This is a genomic window from Rhodococcus sp. 008 (genome assembly GCF_001682295.1).
In the GTDB taxonomy this organism is placed as follows: domain Bacteria; phylum Actinomycetota; class Actinomycetes; order Mycobacteriales; family Mycobacteriaceae; genus Rhodococcus_F; species Rhodococcus_F qingshengii.
The window spans coordinates 1,490,222-1,509,111 of the sequence record NZ_CP012749.1 but is presented as its reverse complement, the minus strand read 5'-3'; the positions used below and the strand labels follow the sequence as shown (position 1 = coordinate 1,509,111).

Genomic DNA, 18,890 nt, shown 5'->3' with positions numbered 1-18,890 from the left:
ATTCAGCTCAGATGCGTTACTGCCCAAGCTACCTGGTCTCCACCTCGTCGTTTCGCCCGATACATCGCGTTGTCGGCATCGGCAAGAATCCGATCGATGGTTCCCGAAGCGTCCGGGATTGTCGAGGACAGCCACACGCTGGCTCCGACGCTCACGGAAATCGACTGCCGGCCGGCGGGCCGCGATATCGAATTGTGAATGTCCACCACGGTTTGTTCGATGCGACGTGGCTCCACGGGCATGAGAATCACGAACTCGTCGCCGCCAGTCCGCGCAACCAGCCCGACCTCTCCGACCACCGAGTTCAGGCGCCGGCCGACTGTCACCAGCATCCGATCGCCTTCCGCGTGACCCAGTTTGTCGTTGACGCTCTTGAACGAATCGACATCGATCACCACCGCAAGGACTACGTGTCCTTGGAGTTCGCCGACACCGAACAACTGTTGCCAGACATTGTGCAGCCCACGTCGATTCAGGGCAGCGGTGAGTGGATCGCGCCAAGAGTGTCGTGCGTCGTCGGTCAAATACAGGACGAGGAAATGCACGGTCATCGAAGCTGAAGCGATAACACACCCGATGACGAATCCAGTGGACACCGACAGCGAAGAGTCGGTATCCGGATCGGTTACAGCTCGAATTGTCAGTAGCGCAACGACGAACAGCGCGCCGGTGATCTGTGCTGTGACTATTCGAGGGCTGTGGAATACCGACGAATAGTTCGCGACGACCACGAACAGAACGGTGCCGGTCAATGCCAGGAAGCTCGAATGGATTCCGGCGAGAAGTATCAAGGACAAGCAGATATTGGTGAGCGAAACGAAACGAACGGATTGATGGTGACTCGGCCAAGACCGTCCGAGTGACCAGCGAATCATGCAGTAGAGCGCGATCATGCATGCTGCGCCCGCCGCGAGCCGTTCAGGGAGCTCGGTTGCGCCACCCTTCACGAATTGAGCCAGTACGGCGAGTGCCACGAACACAGCACACCAAAAGGTGACGACCACCCTGGCTGTCCCCAACATCGATCGAGCAGCCAGGAACCTCGGGAACCATTCGCCGTCGTACGCAAGAGACCACCAGCGACTCAACAGTCCAGTTGTTTGACGAATGTTCTGCCCCAACCCCGCAGCGCCACTGACTCCCATGAAACCCCCTCCGAGATCTTGCGAAAATTCCCGGAAGATTCTTCGTCAAGATTTGATCCCCGAACAAGGTACCCGATAGTTGAACGATGGATTGCCGTCTCGTGGGGTGTGGGCTGCTCTAGGGTGTGATCGGTGTGATCAGGATCTTTCTGAGTGCCGGAAGGTCCAGGGTTGCAGCAAGATCTGCAATAGTGACCCCCGACAGCGATGCGCGCCAGGCTTTTTCGGCGTCGGCCATGACCTTGGCGATTCCGCAGGCGGAACGGCACTGTTCCGGTGGGGCGGCGAGGATTCCTTGCTGTCGAATCTCCGTGCACCGGAACGCAGGTTCGGTGCCGTCAACGGCCTGTACGACGTCGAGAACGGTGATCTTCTCGGGAGCCCGGGTGAGAACGTACCCGCCGTCTCGGCCCTCGGTCGGATTGACCAGACCGGCGTGCGCGAGCGCTCGCAGATGCTTCGCCAGGTATGTCTTCGACACCCCGTGAAGTTCGGCGAGTCTGGCTGTGGGTACCGGCCCCTCGGACTGGCTCAGAACCACGCAGCAGTGGAGTGACCACTCCACGCCTCCGGAAAGCTTCATGATTGGACTCTATCGACGCCGCGGAAAGCGGTGAGGGCCGGACGTCGCTCGAGTTGTCGACGTCAGGCCTTCTCGGCAAGCCACGCGTCGTATGTTGTCGGCGCGATCCATGCATCTGCACCGGGTGTCGGGGTCAGTGCCGAGTTGTCGAGTTTCGCGCCGAAGTAGCCGGCTTCGGGATCGGAGATCACCGAACGCTTGTCGCCGGTGACGAGGAACAAGCGCCGGACCAGTTCGTCGATGCCCAGCGGTTCGGGTCCGGCAATCTCGACCGTGCCGTTTCGCGGCGCGGCGGTCACTACCTCGGCGACGTGGGACACGACGTCTCGAGACGCGATGGGTTGCAGATGTCCCGGCGTTGCGTGGACGGCGCCGTCGGTGGTTCCCGCGTCGGCGATTCCGGCGACGAACTCGAAGAATTGGGTCGATCGGACGATCGTGTAGGGGGTCGGGCCCGCTTTGACCAGGTCTTCCTGGGCGACCTTGGCTCGCATGTACCCGGAATCGGGCAGTCGATCGGCACCCACGATGGACAGTATGACGTGGTGCCCGACGCCTGCCTTCTCCTCCGCGGCGAGGATGTGGCCGGTTCCGTCGCGGAAGAAGGCCAAGACGTTGTCGTCCGACCACGAAGGGGAATTGGTCAGATCCACGACGACGTCGGCACCCTCGACTGCCTCGGCGATACCTGCGCCGGTGGTGATGTCGATCCCGTCGCCGCGACCGAGCGCCTTCACGTCGTGCCCGGCGTCAGCGAGCTTGGCGGCGACCTGGCTTCCGATGAGTCCGCTTCCGAAAATGACGATCTTCATGTTTTTCTCCTTTACTCGGATAAGTAGTGTCCAAGTATGCTCGGACACTACTTATCCAAGTCAAGGGTTGCCCGGTCAGTCGAAGAGTTCGGCGGCCAGTGCTTCGTAGGTCGCGATCGGATCACCTTCGGCGGGAAGTGCTTGGATCGCAACGTGATCGGCACCCGCCGCGACATGCTCCCGAAGTCGATCCGCGATGGACTTCGCGGTACCCCGCGCAACCAGGGCGTCGATGACGCGATCGTTCCCCTCGTTGGCCAACTCTTCGGGCGCAAAACCGAGGCGCTCGAGATTGCTCGTGTAGTTGCGCAGATACAGATACGGGTTGGCGACGGCGGGGCGACCGATTGCTCTGGCCTTCTCCGGATCGGTTTCCAGGACCACCTTGTGCTCGGGGGCCAGGATCTTCGAAGGGCCGAGGATTTCGCGAGCTTCGGCCGTGTGTTCGGGGGTGGTCAGGTACGGATGCGCGCCGGCGGCGCGAGCGGCGGACAGTTTCAACACCTTCGGCCCCAGTGCGGCGAGGACGCGCCGCGCTTCCGGGACCTGGGCCGCGTCGAGTTCGTCGAGGTACGACACGAGTGAGGCGTACGGCTTGGTGTAGTCGCCGGTAGCCTCCGGATGTCCGACGCCTACGCCGAGCAGGAATCGACCTGGGTGCGCGGCTTCGAGTCGGTGATAGGACTCCGCCACCTCAGCCGCAGGTGAGGACCAGATGTTGACGATTCCGGTTGCCACGGTGATGTGCTCGGTCGCGTCGAGAAGTTTCTCGGCGATCCGTAGATCGGCGCGTGGGGAGCCGCCGATCCAGATGGTGCCGAAACCGAGTTTCTCGATCGCAGTTCCCAGCTCGGGCGGCAAACCAGCCGCTCCTCGCCAGATTCCGTAGGTGCCCAGGTCAGGTGTTTTCGTAGTCTCCGTCACAGCGGGTGCAACTCGGCTGCTGCCGGGATCTATTCCTTCCGTCGTCATTTGCCCGGCGCGCGGTAGTCGGTCGGTCGCTTGACTGCCTCGTCGATCTGCTCCGGCGTGAGCAGTGTGATCGACTCCGAGCGTGCTGCACCTGCCGCAGCCGTGCGAATGCTCAATGCGGCTGCCGCGACGTCGTCCGGCAGGTTGCCGATCACGAACATGTCGTGACCGCCCAGTGCGAAGTGGCAGGATTCGACAGTGCCACCGATGCTTTCGACCATTCGCGTTATCGCGTCGCGCCGCGCAGTGCCTCCCTCCTGCTGCAGACCGGCGGCGCCGGAGGGTGAGTACGTCACTTGCCAGAGGTATTTCGGCATTTCCACTCCTAGCTCGGGATGGGTACTTCGATCGTGTACCCGTAGGGCGCTCGGTGGCAATGGGTAGGGGACAATCACGGCATGGTTGGAACTCCGGTGATCGTGACTATCGTGTCCGTGTGTGTAGGTTTTGTGATCTTCATGCTCGCTGCCAGTGGTGCACGCGGAAAGTGGGACCGTCGCCTCGTGATCGCGTTGTTCATCGGTGCGGTGGTGTGCCTGACCGTCGTACCGGTATCCGTCGCGCTCAGCGCCGGAGTTTGAAACACGGAGTGCCAAAACGCTCGAGTGCCGCTTAGTCTGAATCGATGGCAGATATTCGGGTAGGTATCTCCGGGTGGACGTATCCCGCGTGGCGCGGAGATTTCTATCCGAAAGGTCTTGCTCACCGCAAAGAATTGTCTTATGCCGCAGAGAGATTGACGTCGATTGAGATCAACGGCTCGTTCTACGCGCTGCAGAAGCCGGAAAGCTACACCAAATGGCGCAGCGAAACTCCCGAAGATTTTGTGTTCGCGATCAAGGGCGGCCGGTACATCACACACATGAAACGGCTGCTCGACGCCCGTGACGGACTCGCCAACTTCTTTGCCGCCGGAACGCTCGCCCTCGGCCCCAAGCTCGGGCCGATTCTGTGGCAACTACCTCCGACGCTGCAGTTCGAATCGCAGCGATTGGCCGACTTCTTCGACGGTCTTCCCCGTACCACGCAGGCTGCAGCCGATCTGGCAGCACAGCACGACGACAAACTCACCGAAGACCGAGTGTTCGCCCAGACCGAGAGGGACGTGCCGATTCGCTACGCGGTGGAAGCGCGGCACGCCAGCTTCGAGACCGACGAAGCCGTGGACCTGATGCGCGAGCACTCCATCGGTTTTGTCGTCGCAGACACAGCCGGCAGGTATCCCCGCATCACCACTCCTACTACCGATTTTGTCTATGTGCGGATGCACGGGGACAAGGAACTGTATGCGAGTGGGTACACCGACGAAGCTCTGGACAAGTGGTCCAAGCGCTTTCGGGATTGGATGGACGAGGGCCTCGACGTGTACGTCTACTTCGACAACGACATGAAAGGCTTTGCGCCGCACAACGCAATGTCCTTGTTGGAGCGGCTGCGCTGACGGATCGCCTGGCCTGTCGGTGGGATGTGGAAGGCTTCCGCATGAACACGAGGACCGAGGAGATACCACGATGACGCCAGAACAGCGGACGCCAGAACAGAGCTGGCCGACGCATTGGCCGAAGGTCGCCCGTGACATCGCCGATGCCACGGCCGACGCACTCGCCGCGGTGCGGGCGGCAAATCGTGACGGACTACTCGTGGCTGTCGAGGAACTGCGCGGGCTCTCTTTCGAGCAGGTCAGCTCGGTTCACGCGGCGATCGTGCGCGAATTGCTCGAGGACACGCATCCGGACGGCTTGTCCAGCGAGGACGTGCAGGATGCGCTCACCGCCTGCGCCAAGTCCACGATCGTGTGGCTGCCGGATCTGGACGTGCAGGCGCTCGCTGCGGTCTACACCGGGGCGCTCGGGATCTCGGATCTGGAAGACGATTCGTTCCGTATCGGGCACGGCGCGTACCTGCGTTCGGCGGTTCTGGTCATCGGGAGTTTGTCGACCGGAGTGAAGAAAGCTCAGAGCGCGTACATCATTCGTGCAATCGGCGAAATCGCACGTGCTCAGACCATCGAGATGCCCTGAGCGTCAGTTCGTAAATCGAATTAGGCTGAGGTCATGTCCAAGATCGCCAGCGCAGATCGTGTGTCGTTTGCCGAGCTCCTCGAATTCGTCAGGCCGCGCCATCGGGCCACGTTCGTCACGGTGAAGAAATCCGGCGAGTTGCAGATCTCTCCGGTGACGTGCGGGGTCGACGACGAGGGTCGGATCGTCATCTCCACGTACCCGGAACGGGCCAAGGCCGCGAATGTCCGCCGCACCCCGGCGGTGTCTCTGTGTATCCACTCCGACGAGTGGAACGGCCCGTACGTCCAGGTGAACGGAACCGCGGAGTTGATCGACCTCCCGGACTCGGTGGAACCGTTGGTCGACTACTACCGATCCATCGCCGGTGATCATCCCGACTGGGACGAGTACCGCGAAGCCATGCGCAAGCAGGGTAAGAGCCTGATCCGCGTCACCGTCGACTCCTGGGGTCCGATCGCAACAGGCGGGTTTCCGCCCGGACGCTGACGCTATCGAGCAGGCGGCGAGAGTTCGACTACATGCGCGTCTTTGGCGGCCAGCGGCTCTTTGCAGTGCGCGCACACAACTTGGGCGTGCAGGATCTCACCGCAACGGTGTTCGACGACGGTTGGCGGTGGACCCGTCGTCGCAAAGGCGTCCCCCCATTCCATGAGCGCCATCAGAATGGGATAGAGCGCCTTCCCTGATTCGGTGGCGACGTATTCGTAGCGCGGTGGATGGTCTTCGTAGCGTCGCTTCGCGAGGACGTCGGCGTCGACAAGGGTGCGTAGACGCGCGGCGAGGATGTCGCGGCTCGCACCCGTGCCCGCGGCGATCTCGTCGAACCGTCGTTGCCCGAGGGCGATTTCTCTGAGCACCAACAGTGACCACTTCTCGCCGACGACCTCCAAGGCGTTGGCGATGGAGCAGTTGCGTCCTTTTGTCGCCGTCATCTCTGGGCCCCTGTTAGTTGGAAATGTTAGTTGGGAATTCCAACTTAGCACTTGACGGCATGTATTCGAGGGCGGAAGGTAGGTCGAGAAATCCAACGGAGCAGATGAGGGGTCGTCATGACGGAATTGAATCTCGAGGCAGCAAGCGGATTTGTCAGCGCTGCCGGATTGCAACTGGACGAGGTGTCCGGCACGAAGGTTGTCGGGCACATCGATCTGTCCGAGGAGCATCACACGCCGTGGGGCGTAGTCCACGGCGGTGTCTACACGACCGCCGTCGAGTCCGCCGCGAGCATCGGGGCCAGCACTGCAGTGGCGGACCGTGGCGAATTTGCCGTCGGAGTGCACAACGGAACGGATTTCCTGCGGGCGCGTACGGGTGGGCGCGTGGACGTCGTGGCTGTGCCGATACAGCAGGGCCGGGTTCAGCAGTTGTGGTCGGTGGTCATCACCGATCCGGAATCGGGCAAAGAGGTGGCGCGCGGTCAGGTGCGTTTGCAGAACGTACCGCTGCCGAAGTAGGTCAGTCCCAGATCCCCGAGTCGATGTTGAGTGAGATGCGTTTGAGCAGTGCCGTCAGTTGGGCACGTTCGTCCTCGTCGAGTCCGGTGAGTACTTGACGGTCGCGCTCGACGCGTCGGGGAAACTCTGCCTCGACCAATGCGCGACCGGCATCGGTGAGTTGAAGCAGAACCACCCGCCCGTCGTGTTCGAAACGTTGACGCTCGACAAAGCCCAGCTTGGCCAGGCGGTCTGCGTGTTTTGTGGTGGCGGCGCCGCTGACCATCGTGACGGCGGTGACCTCGCTCGCCCGCAGGGGACGGTCACTGCGAGCGAGTGCACTCATCACGTCGAATTCGGCGCGAGAGACCCCGCTGGACGCCAGTGCGCGGTCGAGCTGGTGAAGAGACTGCGCGTTGATGCGGGCGATCCGGCCCATCACCTCGACGGGAGCAGTGTCGAACTCGGGGTAGGCGCGCTTCCATTCGCGACGGACTTTGTCGATGAAGTCGTCTTCGGATCTGTTCGCCGCGCCCATGTCCCTATCTTAGCGACAGAATTCACATTACTTCACAAGTAATTTACTAGTGAAATAAATGTATGCTGATTGGGTGAGCCGAACCGAAACCGCAGCCAGGACGCCCAGCCGTCTCACTCATTCGAGTGAGGCCATTGCACATACCGTCTCCGGGGCGACGTGGCGAGCGGCTTTTCGCGTCGGATCTGCCGACGCGACCATCGCCCCCGCGATCAGGGTCGGGCTCGCCACCGCCGTAGTCCTCGTGGTCGGCGGACTGCTCGGGCATCGGGAATTGGCCGGCTTCGCGGCCTTGGGCGCGCTGTGTGCCGCGTTCGGCAGGTACGAGCCGTATCCACGGTTGGCCGGCAAGCTGGCAATGGTGGGTGCTGCACTGGTGGTTTCGATTGCCTTCGGCGGCGCCATGGGTGTCGCGGGCGTTCCGATGTGGTTGCAGATCGGCATCCTCTCTTTGCTTGCGGGTGCGTCGTACTGCTTCATGTCAGGCTTCCGGATCACCGGGCCAGGGCCCGTCATCCTCGTCTTCGCGGCGACCGGTGCAGCCGGATATGCCTCCAGCGTCAATGATTTGGCGCGGTTGGTCACTGCCGGTGCGCTCGGAGTTCTGGTCGGTTGGGCGGCCGCGATGCTCCCAGCGCTCGTACTGCCGATGGGACCTGCCCGCCTGGCAGTTGCCCGTGCAGTTTCTGCGGTGGGGCGTCTCGAACAGTCCGGCGCAGACGGAGTGGAACCGGCGCTCGGATCGATTGCCAACGCCCGCTTGGTTATTGCGTCGAGTGGCCGGATCAAGTCGACCGTCGATCACGGACGCGAACTGGTGGCGGTGCTCGACGAAGCAGAAGCGGCAGTTCAGGAGTGGCAGTTGCACGGCGACGCCACCCTGATTCGCAGCATCGCTCGGCACGAGAAGGAGCTTCGGAAGCTCAAGCGTTCCAGCATGATCGAACACGATCTCGCACCGGCAAAGAACCTGGCCGCGCCCGAAGGCTATTTTCTCGAAGGATTGAATCGGCTGTATTCGCGCCCGGTGCGGATGAATGCTCTCCGCATCGTGGCAGCGTCGGCTCTGGCCGGTTGGCTCGCGGCGGGAGCCGGGTTGGAGCATCCGCTCTGGGCGTCGATGGGTGCCATCGCCGCGATGCAGGGGCTGAACTACAAGCAGACCGTCCAGCGTGGGATTCAGCGGTTGGTGGGAAATGTCGGTGGCGCCGTCGTCGCTGCTGCTCTCATCGCATTGACGCTCGGCTACTGGCAAGCGGTTGCCGTGGTCGTGATTCTGCAGACTGCTGCTGAGCTGCTCGTGATCAAGAACTATGCACTGACATCACTGGCCGTCACCCCGATGGCACTGCTCCTCATCGGTTTCAGTGCTCCGATCGGGACCGAAGCGGCAGTGGCTCGCGTCGCGGACACTCTCATCGGCGTGGTGATCGGTGTTGTCGTCGCCGCTGTGACGATCAGTCGATCGGATCGCCACCACGTCACCGTGTAACCGGTACTGCCGTGTTTCCGGTACTGCTGTGTTTCCGGTACTGCGTAGGCTCCTGCAGGTGGAGGACAGCACGCCGGTCGACGGCCGGAAACTGCGTTACCAGCATCGCCGTGCCGAATTGCTCGAGCAGGTAACCGCGTACGTCACGGCGAACGGCGTCGGTGAACTGTCCATGCGGCCATTGGCCAAGGATCTGGGGATCAGTCATGCGACACTCATCCATCATTTCGGTTCGAAGGAACAACTGCTCACTGAAGTGGTTGCCACCCTGCGAGACAGCTCTTCTCTCGACATCTCTTCCGGGACCGACATCGTCGAGATGTTGACGAGTTACTGGAATGGGCGCACATCAGCGGAATCGTTGCCGAACTTTCGCTTGATGTTCGAGATCTACGGACAGGCGTTGTTGCATCCGGAGCGGTATCGCGAGTTTCTCGACCATGTGGTGGGGGACTGGTTGGGTGGTTTGGCGGAAGCTGCGCTCGCGCACGGATGTCCACCCGATCGCGCTGATCGCTACGCGACGATCGTGTTGGCGCAGATTCGCGGGTTGACGCTCGATCTGGTGACCACCGGTGACCGCGTCAGAATCGACGCGGCGTTCGCCGAATTCGCGGCTGCGATGGGCGCTCTGGCCAGCTCCTGGAAGGCGATCTGACGCTCCGAATGCCGTGACGCTTCAGGCGATCTGCTCGAACAGGGACACGATGATCCCTTCAGGCCCCCGGACGTAGGCCATGCGCACGCTGTTCTCGTACTCGCCGATCCCGCCGATGAGTCCGTAACCGTCCGCAGCCACCGCGTCGACCGCAGCCTGGAGATCGCCCACCTCGAAAGACACGTTGCGTATCCCGATCTCGTTGGCCATCGGAGCAGGCGATCCGGGTACGTGCTCGGGCGTGACGAAGGACGAGAGCTCGAGCCGTGATCCTTCGCCCGGCGGGCGCAGCATGGCGATTTCGCACTTGGCTCCAGGGATACCGCAGACGGTTTCCACGAACTCACCCTCCACGGATCCGGTGCCCTCCACCTCGAGACCCAGACCGACGAAGAATGCCGTCGCTGATTCGAGGTCCGCGACGGTGATGCCGATGTGGTCGAAACGCCGTACGTGTGCCATGGACACATCCTCCTACTGTTTTTCGTGCGGTTCGATGCTAGGTCGGAGTTGGGGCCGGAATCTCGACATATACGTTTCACGAAGCTGCAAGATTTTGCTTGACCGATCGGTTAAACAAAATCTACGATAACGTCCAACGAGGTCGCCCACCGCACGAACCGGAGTCGTCAGACGTGAAATTCCAGTCGAAGTCGTTTGCCCGCATATCCATCGCAGCCCTCTGTGCTGCAACGATCGGCTCCGCCGTTGCTGCGCCCATCGCGTCCGCACAGGCACCGAGCGCGTCGCAAGCCACCGGCACTGTGGTGTCGAGTGAGCCGCTACCGAAAGATCTGTGGATTCCGGGTACCGCCGACGCCAAGCGATTCACGTACTGGACCATCGGTTCCAACGGCGGGCCTGCGCTGAGCAGTGGCGCGTACTACGTCCCGGACGGTCCGGCACCGGAAGGTGGTTGGCCCGTCATTGCGTGGGCGCACGGCACCACGGGACTCGACGATTCCTGTGCCCCTTCGCTGGTCGGTCCTGGCCTGCCCGAGCGCGACTACCCCTACCTGGGGCGTTGGCTCTCCGAGGGCTACGCCGTAGTCGCCACCGACTACGTCGGTCTGGGAACGCCGGGGCTGATGCCGTATCTCGACGGAAAGGTGGAGGCGCACAGCGTAGTCGACTCGGTCAAGGCGGCACGGGTCATCGACTCCTCGATCTCGAATCGTTGGGCAGTGGTCGGGCAGTCGCAGGGCGGCGGTGCGGCCATCACGACGGCCCGCTACGCAACCGAGTATGGAGGGGATTCGCTCGACTACCGCGGTGGCGTGGGTACCGGAGTGCCGGCCAACATCGAGTTGACCCTCCTGCCTGCCGGTCCGGGCTTCCCTCCCATCGCCCTCGGCGGCGGGTTGACGTCGTACGCGCTCTACATCCTCGCGGGCTTGCGGGAAGCGCACCCCGAGATCGACTTGAATTCCTACCTGAACGACTTGGGAAGGGAAAAGGTCGACTCGGCCGAAAAGCTCTGCGCCGCAGACCTGGACGAGGCATCCAAGGATCTGGTCCTCGGTGACATCTTCTCCCGCCCGCTCAGTCAGATCCCGAACTTCCAGGGTCTGCTGAACGATTACATGGGTGTACCGACCAGTGGATACGATCGCCCCATCTTCATCGGCCAGGGCTTGCTCGACGTGGATGTCCCTGCACCGTCTGCGCTTTCGCTGGTTGCAGCGTTGGTGGCCAACGGTGAACCGGTCACGTTCAAGACATACAACACCGACCACAGCGGCGCTTTGGTCGAATCACAGGCTGACACGATTCCGTTCGTCGCGAACCTGTTCCGTTAGACATATCGAGAATCCAACTCATCCGAGGGTCGCTGTCGCACAACTGCGACAGCGACCCTCGGTCATTTCTGTGACTCCTTGATTGCGTTCAGCCGCGCCTCGAGGCCGTCGAGGACACGGTCGAGTGTGTAGCGATAGTGTTCTGCCCGTGTTGCTTCCGCAGCATCCGGTGGACCGGCGAACTTCCCGATCAGTGTCTCCATCGATGAACGAGGATCTGAGGGTCCGTCGTTACTCAGTCGTTCCAGCATCGCGCTGTGATCGGGTGAAGGCTGTCCGCTGGGAATGCGCCTGGCGTCGTTCATGGCGATCAGTGTGATTGTCGAGGTGAAGGCGACGGTGTAAGCCTGAGCGGCTTCTTCCCCGAACCCGGCGTCGATCAGCGATGCCAATCCGGCCTCCATGAGTTCCCGGCTGCGCTGGGTGGCAACTCCGTTCATCAGCAGCCACTGTGCCGCGCCTGGACACTCGATCAAGGCCTCTCGCATCTGCAAGAGCAGATGCGTCAGCCATTGACGCCAATCTTCTTGTGCGGATGGCACGTTGACGGCCGACACCGCACTGTCGACCACCGCAGCCGAGAGTGCGTCCCGATCTCCGACGAGTCGATAGACGACGGAGAACGACGTATCGAGTTCGCCGAGCAGCTGCCGCAGCGACCAGCCCTCGACTCCGTGCTCGCGACTGAGCCCGAACGCCACGGTCAGCACCGCGTCCGCAGTGATCCCGGTGTTGTAACTCCGGCGGCGCTGTGATTTCGCGGCGGACTTCTTGTCAGGTGATGGCGCAGTCATGGTCCGACCGAGCTTAGTGGCGTCGGATCGCGTCGCGTAGTCGACGCAACCGATTGACGGATGAACTTAGGTGAGGTTTACTTGCCAAATCCGAGCAGTGCTCCGATTTGTATCGAACCCCCGATTTTTCGAAGCTGAAGGACATTATGAAGTTGAAAACGCGACCCGGTTACCTATCGAGGCTGGGAGCTTCGCTGCTGGTCAGTGTCGTTGCCCTGACTGCGGCCGCCTGTAGCTCGAGTGAGGCGGGACCGACGACGGAACCTGCCGAGGGAACGCGTGTTGTGTCCCACGAATTCGGTGAGACGTCGGTTCCGGGCGACCTCGGGCGAGTTGTTTCCCTCGACGAATACGCCGCACTCGGTCTCCTTGCCGTCGGCATCACCCCTGATGTGGTCTTCACGTCGTGGGGATCGGAGATCGGCCAGGACATCTTGGCGTCAGCTGGTACCGAGGTGGTCACGGTGCCGCCGCTCGGTGCACCCCCGATCGAGCAGGTCCTCGCCCAGGATCCCGGACTGGTCATCTTCACGTCGATGGGCGATCGGAGCTACTACGACTCCCTTGCGTCGACCGTCCCCACAGTGCCGGTCCCGGCCGTCACCACTCCGTGGCGTGAGAATCTTGCCTTCTTCGGACGCGCTTTTGATCGTCAGTCGGTTGCCGACAAGCTGACTGTCGCTTTGGAGGGCAAGATCGCTGACGTCTCTGCTCGGTCCGGTGGTGAAGTGAACACCGTGTCGGTGCTGATGAGCAGTTCTGGAATCCTTGCCACCACCACCGAGCAGGCGCCGCCGTCGTTGCTGTTGGCGGAGAGCGGCTTCGGGCGTCCGGAATCCCAGCGAGCGAATGCCGCTGGAGGACTGCCGTATGCGCCCCTGTCCGACGAGGCGATCCCGGCGCAGGATGCTCGGATCGTAGCCGTGTTCGACGAGGGCGTGTACGAGTTCGGCAAGGTTGCCGGTGTTCCCGGGTTCTCGAGTCTTTCAGCGGTGCAGGAGAACCGAGTGGCCAAGGTCAACGGAGACATGTGGCTTGCCACTCATCCCTTCGCCACCTTCTGGATGATCGAGGACATGGATGCCATGGCTGCCGGCAATCTGACCGGCACCGGAACCGAAGCTGTTGCCGCGAAGCGCTATCAGGAATTCACGGCGCTGACGGCATGAGTTCGAGTGCGTTGAGTCGGCGCCTGGCTCTGCGATGGGGAGCGGTGACGCTCGGCTCTGCGGCTGTGGGTTCTGCGGCTTTGGGTTCTGTGGCATTGAGTGCGTGCAGCCGTGGCTCGGCGAACGAAACCAGTTCTGAGATTTCACCGTTCGACGACGAAGTTCGTGCTGCCGAACAGGCGAGATTTCATAGCGGGCGCACAGTCGAACGGAATCTGACAGCTGCACCGGCTCGGGTGAGTCTGGGCGCCAGAGAGGTCGACACATGGTCGTACGGTGCGGAAGCAGTTGGCCCGGAGCTTCGAATCTCCAAGGGAGACCGGCTCAACGTTCGGTTGCAGAACGACCTTCCGACGGAGACCTCAGTGCACTGGCACGGCATTGCGATCCGCAACGACATGGACGGCGTCCCGCCGGTCACCCAGGAACGAATCCGACCAGGTGCCGAGTTCACCTACGACTTCGTGGCCCCGGATCACGGAACATATTGGTACCACTCCCATTCAGGATTGCAGGCCGATCGAGGGCTATTCGGTGCACTCGTGGTCGAGGACCCGAACGACCGGACCGGAGCCGACGAGGACGTCGTCATCGTGATCGACGACTGGCTCGACGGGCTGGGAACAACCCCGGATGCAGTGCTTCGCGCATTGTCACCGGACGTGCAGGGAGGACACCACGGGCACGGCGGCACTCCACCGGAAGTCGATGGTGCAGAGATTGATTCTGCCGCAGAACTTCTCGGCAGTGGTCACGGAAATTCCAGGGCGCTCGGTGGAACGGCAACGCACATCACGTATCCACTGCACCTGATCAACGGATGGCCTGTGGAAGATCCCTTCGTAGTCAGTGCGACGGCCGGAACTCGGCTTCGATTGCGGGTGATCAATGCCGGGGCGGAGACTCCGTACCGTTTCTCGGTCGCCGGGCACGAGATGACCGTTGTCAGTGCTGACGGGCAGGACGTTGCCTACACAGCCGGAGACGAGATTCTGATCGCACCCGCGCAGCGATACGACGTATTGGTGACGGTGCAGTCCGGCTCGTGGCCCATCGCCGCGAAGGTGGAAGGGAAGTCAGGTGGCGTCGCGTGCCTGCTTCGGACGCCGGATTCGGTAGCGGTCGTCGACCTGACTTCGCCTGCAGTGCTGTCAGGTTCCGGCGGTCGGCTCGTTCTGGAATCGGAGCTTCGCCCGTCAGGAGCGCTGGAGCAGAGGGCACCGGATCGTGCGTATTCGGTGGATCTCATTCAGGCCGGCGATCGATACCTCTGGGGAATGGCGGGCGCCGATGCAGGTCGGTTGAGAATGAAGCAGGGCGAGCGAATACGAATCGTCATGAACAACGACACCGACATGTGGCACCCGATGCACACCCATGGGCACACCTTCTCGGTTCCCTCCTACGGCGGGCTTCGCCGAGACACCGTGATCGTACTTCCGCGTACACAAATGGCGATCGACTTCGACGCCGACAATCCAGGACGGTGGATGTTTCACTGTCACAACGCGTACCACTTCGAGGCCGGGATGACTGCCGACCTCCACTACGTTCGATGAGGAGAGCAGAATGTCATTTCGCACCGGATTGACCACATTGATCGCTGTTGCAGCGGTATTCACACTGACGTCGTGCGGCAACGATTCGACGGGATCTACCGAGCAAGCGCCGGTCGAGATCTCGGTGAAAAACCTTGCGTACACACCGAACTCTGTCACCGTGCACACAGGACAGACCGTCACGTGGATTTTCGAGGACCAGGGAATGCCGCACGATGTCGTGTTCGCCGAGTTGGGGATCAAGAGCGATCTCCAAGGAAGCGGAACCTACAGTCAGACCTTCGACAAAGCCGGAACGTTCACCTACACGTGCACACCACATCCGAACATGACCGGCACGATCATCGTCGAAGAGTGAGTGCGGCAATGAAAGTGAACGAGTCCGCAGCCCCGGAAGACTCGCCTGGACTCGTCGACCGAGACGCTTTGGGCAGGATGATCGCGCCGGTCAGAAATCAACTCCTCCTAGGGGCGGGTCTGTCGGCACTGTCGGTGCCGTTGCGATTCCTGCCCTACGTTGCGGTGGTCGAGATCGCGCGGGTGCTCCTGACCGGCTCGTCGTTGAACCTGGTCTGGATGTGGGCCGCAATCGGTGCAGCGGGCACAATTCTCGGTTTTGTCGTCTACAACGCAGCACTGACCGTCTGTCACACCGCCGACGCGCATTTCAAATACTCGATCCGCTCGCGTATCGCTCGGCATCTGTCCCGAGTTCCTCTGGGGTGGTTTGCAAATGGTGGCACCGGTGAAGTGAAGCAGGCGATGACGGACGACGTGAAGCGGATGCATCTTCTCGTCGCTCACCTTCCCGCCGACGTGGTGCCCGCGATCCTGTCGCCGATAGTGGCCCTGATCTATCTGGTGGCGATGGACTGGAAGTTCAGCCTGGTCCTGGTCGGCTACATCGGAGTGTGTCTCGCTCTCGCCGCGCCGTCGATGCGCAGAGCCTATCGAACGAACGTCGACTCCTGGAATCTTGCAATGTCGACATTGACCTCTGCGACAGTAGAACTGGGCGACGGTATCGAGGTTGTCAAGACGTACGGGAGTGGGAGTCGCGCATTCGCGCGCTACTCGAGCGCTGTCGATTCGATGGTTGCGGTGTGCGTGCGATGGATGTCGGGGATGGGAAGGCCGGTGGTCGCGATGTCGATCCTCCTCTCACCGGCGGCACTCATCGTGGTCATCACGGCGACGGGAACTGCAATGTTGTCCGGGGGTTGGATTACCCCGGTAGCTCTTGTTGCCTTTCTAGTCGTCGGAATCGGTGTTCCGTCGTCGGTTCTGCACATGGGAACGATGGCCAATCTCTACCGCGAAGGCCAACTGGGAGCGACTCACGTCGAGAGCATTCTCGGCGAAGAAGAGCTGGCTGAACCCCGGGAGCCGGTCTCGGCTCGCGGTACCTTGGTTGAATTCGATTGCGTCGGATTTGAATACACCACTGGACAGCGCGTCCTCGAGAACATCTCCTTCGAGATGCAACCGGGCACCGTCACCGCGATAGTCGGACCGTCCGGCTCCGGAAAGACCACGTTGGCGCGTCTACTTCCGCGGTTCTGGGACGTGACGGATGGATCTATTCGCCTCGGTGGAAGCGATTTACGAGATCAGTCCAGTCGTGAAGTCTTGAAATCGATGGCGATCGTCTTCCAGGATGTCGTGCTCTTGCGGGACACCGTGCGCGAGAACATTCGGCTCGGCAGACCAGATGCAACGGATATGGAAGTGGAGACAGCGGCGAAGCGGGCGCAAATTCATGACGTGATCGTGCGACTGCCAGACGGGTACGACACCGAGATCGGTGGTGGTTCGGGCGGTGAGCTGTCGGGTGGGGAGAAGCAACGCCTGACGATCGCCCGCGCCATCCTTCAGAACCCGCCGATCGTCATCCTGGACGAGGCGACTTCGCAGGCCGATCCCCACAGTGAATCGGCCGTTCAACGCGCACTGGGTGAGATCAGTGCGGACGGCGGCACCCTGATGGTGATCGCTCATCGACTGCACACCGTCCGATATGCAGATCAGATACTCGTTCTCGACGCCGGACGGATCGTGGAAAAGGGTACGCACGAACAGTTGTCGGCGCTCGGCGGAACCTACGCGCGGATGTGGGCGCTCCAGAACCCCCTCGTCGAAGACATATCTCCGCGAAAGGCGCTGCAATGATTCGAGACCTGGACGAAATCCTCGGGCGCGGCAATGGGATGCGAGGTCAGATAGCAGGTTTCACGCTCGCTGGGATACTCGAGGGTGTCGTCTTTGCACTGATGATTCCGATCCTGAAAGCGGTGGTTCGCGGCGATTACGACGCCGCAGTGCCGTGGGTTGTCACGGCTGCTCTCGTGGCGGTGGCCTGTGGCGCCGTACGGTGGATCGCCGAGAATCGGGCGTACCGCATCGGAATCGAGGGTTTTGCCGGTGGAATCATGCATCGCCTCGGTGAGCACTTGGTGCAGGTTCCGCTCGGGTGGTTCAGCAAGGCAAACCGTGGAGCGTTCACTCGCCTGGTCACCGAGGGCACGGCTATCTTGATGAGCATCCCGGGAATGATCATCGCGCAACTCGTCACCGTCACGGTGACTCCAGCGACAGTGGCGATCGCTGTGTTGTTTGTGGACTGGCGACTGTCTCTCGCGATGGTCGTCTTCGTTCCACTGGGGATTCGGGCTTACCGCAACGTGCAGCGTGCGGTTGTTCCCGAATACGAGGCGATCGGCAAGAGCGAATCCGAGTTGGCATCGCGCGTCGTCGAATATGCACAGGCGCAGCAAGTTCTACGTTCGGCCGGTAAGAGCGGCGAAGGCTGGACTCGGTTGGACGAAGCTCTTGTGTCCAACCGGGACGCACACCTGCAGGAAATCGGATCGGTCGACAAGTATCTGCTGCGCTTCATGATCGTCGTTCAGGTTGCCTTTCTCACCGTCCTGGTTCTGGCGGCACTGCTGGTCACCACCGGGTTCATCGACACAGCAAGTGTGATCGTTGTTCTCGTGTTGGCCGTGAGGTTCGTGGAGCCGATGCAGATGCTCGCAGGATTCGGTGAAGGTATCTCACTGGCCCGGGTGTCGCTCGGATCTGTCCGAGAGATGATCGATGTACCGGTGCTGGCGGAACCTGAGGTGCCGAAAGAGCCTACTTCGTATGATATTCGGTTCGATTCGGTCTCCTTCGGCTACGGCCCGGATCGCGTGATTCGTAACGTGAGCCTCGAATTCCCGGATTGCTCGGTCACTGCTCTGGTCGGTCCTTCCGGTTCCGGAAAGACAACTCTGGTTCGGCTGATCTCCAGATTCTGGGACGTCGACGAAGGTGCGGTATCCATCGGGGGAGCCGATGTTCGCGACATCGGAACGAGAGCATTGATGTCTCGGATATCGACTGTCTCACAGCAGGTTTACCTGTTCGACGGAACCATCCTGGAGAACGTTCGGTTGGCGAGACCGGATGCCACCGAGTCGGAGGTCCGTCAAGCAGTGGTGGATTCCAGGCTAGGCGAAGTGATCGACCGTTTGCCGAGCGGTGAGGAGACCAGGGTAGGTGAAGGCGGATCACTGCTGTCCGGCGGTGAACGTCAGCGGGTCTCGATTGCGCGGGCATTCCTCAAGGACACTCCGATTGTTCTTCTCGATGAAGCGACTTCAGCCCTCGACGGAGAGAACGAAGTCGCCATCACCGAGGCAATTCACCGATTGGCCCGTGGTCGAACGGTGGTGATCATCGCTCATCGCCTGTCGACTATTGAGGGAGCAGATCGCATCGTCTACCTCGAAGACGGTGGGGTGGAGGAGGTCGGTTCCCACGAAGACCTGATCGCGCGAGGTGGAAAGTACTCGGATCTGTGGGCCGAGCGCAGTGGCGCGGAGGGATGGAGGATCGACCGAGCGCTCGAGCCATGAGCAAACCGTGTGG

General features: G+C 61.6%; 22 protein-coding genes. 13 read left to right on the top strand and 9 right to left on the bottom strand.

Annotation, left to right across the window (positions count from 1 at the left end; translation table 11 throughout):
* Positions 1–2 precede the first annotated feature (2 nt).
* The 5 genes from AOT96_RS07155 to AOT96_RS07135 all read right to left on the bottom strand — a co-directional run bounded on the left by AOT96_RS07155 (position 3) and on the right by AOT96_RS07135 (position 3,829).
* Complete coding sequence (locus tag AOT96_RS07155; RefSeq protein ID WP_007729732.1) at positions 3–1,145, bottom strand: GGDEF domain-containing protein; 1,143 nt, start codon at positions 1,143–1,145, stop codon at positions 3–5.
* A 118-nt stretch (positions 1,146–1,263) separates the two neighbouring features.
* Positions 1,264–1,728: an RrF2 family transcriptional regulator gene (locus AOT96_RS07150; protein WP_030536487.1), complete on the bottom strand. Its 465-nt coding sequence runs from the start codon at positions 1,726–1,728 to the stop codon at positions 1,264–1,266.
* A gap of 62 nt (positions 1,729–1,790) precedes the next feature.
* Positions 1,791–2,540 carry an SDR family oxidoreductase gene (locus AOT96_RS07145; protein ID WP_065351492.1) on the bottom strand — a complete coding sequence of 250 codons (750 nt, stop codon included), beginning with the start codon at positions 2,538–2,540 and terminating at the stop codon, positions 1,791–1,793.
* A gap of 75 nt (positions 2,541–2,615) precedes the next feature.
* Positions 2,616–3,464 carry an LLM class F420-dependent oxidoreductase gene (locus AOT96_RS07140; RefSeq protein ID WP_039973116.1) on the bottom strand — a complete coding sequence of 283 codons (849 nt, stop codon included), beginning with the start codon at positions 3,462–3,464 and terminating at the stop codon, positions 2,616–2,618.
* 44 nt (positions 3,465–3,508) lie between these two features.
* Positions 3,509–3,829, bottom strand: coding sequence for a GYD domain-containing protein (locus tag AOT96_RS07135; protein ID WP_007729728.1), 321 nt, complete (start codon positions 3,827–3,829; stop codon positions 3,509–3,511).
* 81 nt (positions 3,830–3,910) lie between these two features.
* Between AOT96_RS07135 and AOT96_RS07130 the strand changes: the two genes are divergently transcribed.
* The 4 genes from AOT96_RS07130 (at position 3,911) to AOT96_RS07115 (ending at position 6,022) form a co-directional block, all read left to right on the top strand.
* Positions 3,911–4,093, top strand: coding sequence for a hypothetical protein (locus AOT96_RS07130; protein ID WP_003940600.1), 183 nt, complete (start codon positions 3,911–3,913; stop codon positions 4,091–4,093).
* Between the two features lie 44 nt (positions 4,094–4,137).
* Positions 4,138–4,953: a DUF72 domain-containing protein gene (locus AOT96_RS07125; protein ID WP_058226655.1), complete on the top strand. Its 816-nt coding sequence runs from the start codon at positions 4,138–4,140 to the stop codon at positions 4,951–4,953.
* 70 nt (positions 4,954–5,023) lie between these two features.
* Positions 5,024–5,533 carry a hypothetical protein gene (locus AOT96_RS07120; protein WP_030536492.1) on the top strand — a complete coding sequence of 170 codons (510 nt, stop codon included), beginning with the start codon at positions 5,024–5,026 and terminating at the stop codon, positions 5,531–5,533.
* Between the two features lie 33 nt (positions 5,534–5,566).
* The gene (locus AOT96_RS07115; RefSeq protein ID WP_030536493.1) at positions 5,567–6,022 is read left to right on the top strand and encodes a PPOX class F420-dependent oxidoreductase; all 456 of its coding nucleotides are present in this window, start codon (positions 5,567–5,569) and stop codon (positions 6,020–6,022) included.
* A gap of 2 nt (positions 6,023–6,024) precedes the next feature.
* Here the strand turns inward: AOT96_RS07115 and AOT96_RS07110 are convergent, their stop codons facing one another.
* A complete protein-coding gene (locus AOT96_RS07110; RefSeq protein WP_030536494.1) occupies positions 6,025–6,468 on the bottom strand; it encodes a winged helix-turn-helix transcriptional regulator in 444 nt (147 codons plus the stop codon).
* A 117-nt stretch (positions 6,469–6,585) separates the two neighbouring features.
* On the opposite strand from AOT96_RS07110, the gene AOT96_RS07105 reads away from it, so the two are divergent.
* Positions 6,586–6,990: a PaaI family thioesterase gene (locus AOT96_RS07105; RefSeq protein ID WP_003940256.1), complete on the top strand. Its 405-nt coding sequence runs from the start codon at positions 6,586–6,588 to the stop codon at positions 6,988–6,990.
* A 1-nt stretch (position 6,991) separates the two neighbouring features.
* On the opposite strand, the gene AOT96_RS07100 is transcribed toward AOT96_RS07105, so the two are convergent.
* Complete coding sequence (locus AOT96_RS07100; RefSeq protein WP_003940222.1) at positions 6,992–7,507, bottom strand: MarR family winged helix-turn-helix transcriptional regulator; 516 nt, start codon at positions 7,505–7,507, stop codon at positions 6,992–6,994.
* Between the two features lie 58 nt (positions 7,508–7,565).
* Here AOT96_RS07100 and AOT96_RS07095 point away from each other — a divergent pair, with 58 nt between their 5' ends.
* On the top strand, positions 7,566–8,999 hold the full coding sequence (locus AOT96_RS07095) for an FUSC family protein (RefSeq protein WP_065351491.1): 1,434 nt from the start codon (positions 7,566–7,568) through the stop codon (positions 8,997–8,999).
* Between the two features lie 58 nt (positions 9,000–9,057).
* Positions 9,058–9,657 (top strand): TetR/AcrR family transcriptional regulator, encoded by a 600-nt coding sequence (locus tag AOT96_RS07090; RefSeq protein WP_030536496.1) that lies wholly within the window; start codon positions 9,058–9,060, stop codon positions 9,655–9,657.
* Positions 9,658–9,678: 21 nt separating this feature from the next.
* Here AOT96_RS07090 and AOT96_RS07085 read toward each other — a convergent pair whose 3' ends face one another.
* Positions 9,679–10,119: a VOC family protein gene (locus AOT96_RS07085; RefSeq protein ID WP_064112402.1), complete on the bottom strand. Its 441-nt coding sequence runs from the start codon at positions 10,117–10,119 to the stop codon at positions 9,679–9,681.
* A 173-nt stretch (positions 10,120–10,292) separates the two neighbouring features.
* Between AOT96_RS07085 and AOT96_RS07080 the strand changes: the two genes are divergently transcribed.
* The gene (locus tag AOT96_RS07080) at positions 10,293–11,456 is read left to right on the top strand and encodes an alpha/beta hydrolase family protein (protein ID WP_065351490.1); all 1,164 of its coding nucleotides are present in this window, start codon (positions 10,293–10,295) and stop codon (positions 11,454–11,456) included.
* A gap of 62 nt (positions 11,457–11,518) precedes the next feature.
* Here the strand turns inward: AOT96_RS07080 and AOT96_RS07075 are convergent, their stop codons facing one another.
* Positions 11,519–12,250 carry a TetR/AcrR family transcriptional regulator gene (locus tag AOT96_RS07075; RefSeq protein WP_030536498.1) on the bottom strand — a complete coding sequence of 244 codons (732 nt, stop codon included), beginning with the start codon at positions 12,248–12,250 and terminating at the stop codon, positions 11,519–11,521.
* A 284-nt stretch (positions 12,251–12,534) separates the two neighbouring features.
* Here AOT96_RS07075 and AOT96_RS07070 point away from each other — a divergent pair, with 284 nt between their 5' ends.
* Genes AOT96_RS07070 through AOT96_RS07050 form a run of 5 tightly spaced genes read left to right on the top strand, consistent with a single transcriptional unit; the run spans position 12,535 to position 18,877 of the window.
* Positions 12,535–13,419 carry an ABC transporter substrate-binding protein gene (locus tag AOT96_RS07070; protein WP_231917402.1) on the top strand — a complete coding sequence of 295 codons (885 nt, stop codon included), beginning with the start codon at positions 12,535–12,537 and terminating at the stop codon, positions 13,417–13,419.
* A complete protein-coding gene (locus AOT96_RS07065) occupies positions 13,416–14,978 on the top strand; it encodes a multicopper oxidase family protein (RefSeq protein ID WP_065351488.1) in 1,563 nt (520 codons plus the stop codon). Before AOT96_RS07070 ends, AOT96_RS07065 begins: the two co-directional genes overlap by 4 nt.
* A gap of 10 nt (positions 14,979–14,988) precedes the next feature.
* Positions 14,989–15,336 (top strand): plastocyanin/azurin family copper-binding protein, encoded by a 348-nt coding sequence (locus AOT96_RS07060; protein ID WP_007729706.1) that lies wholly within the window; start codon positions 14,989–14,991, stop codon positions 15,334–15,336.
* The gene (locus AOT96_RS07055) at positions 15,333–17,147 is read left to right on the top strand and encodes an ABC transporter ATP-binding protein (protein WP_231917401.1); all 1,815 of its coding nucleotides are present in this window, start codon (positions 15,333–15,335) and stop codon (positions 17,145–17,147) included. The genes AOT96_RS07060 and AOT96_RS07055 overlap by 4 nt, the downstream gene beginning before the upstream one ends.
* Positions 17,144–18,877, top strand: coding sequence for an ABC transporter ATP-binding protein (locus AOT96_RS07050; RefSeq protein ID WP_050656038.1), 1,734 nt, complete (start codon positions 17,144–17,146; stop codon positions 18,875–18,877). Before AOT96_RS07055 ends, AOT96_RS07050 begins: the two co-directional genes overlap by 4 nt.
* Positions 18,878–18,890 lie beyond the last annotated feature (13 nt).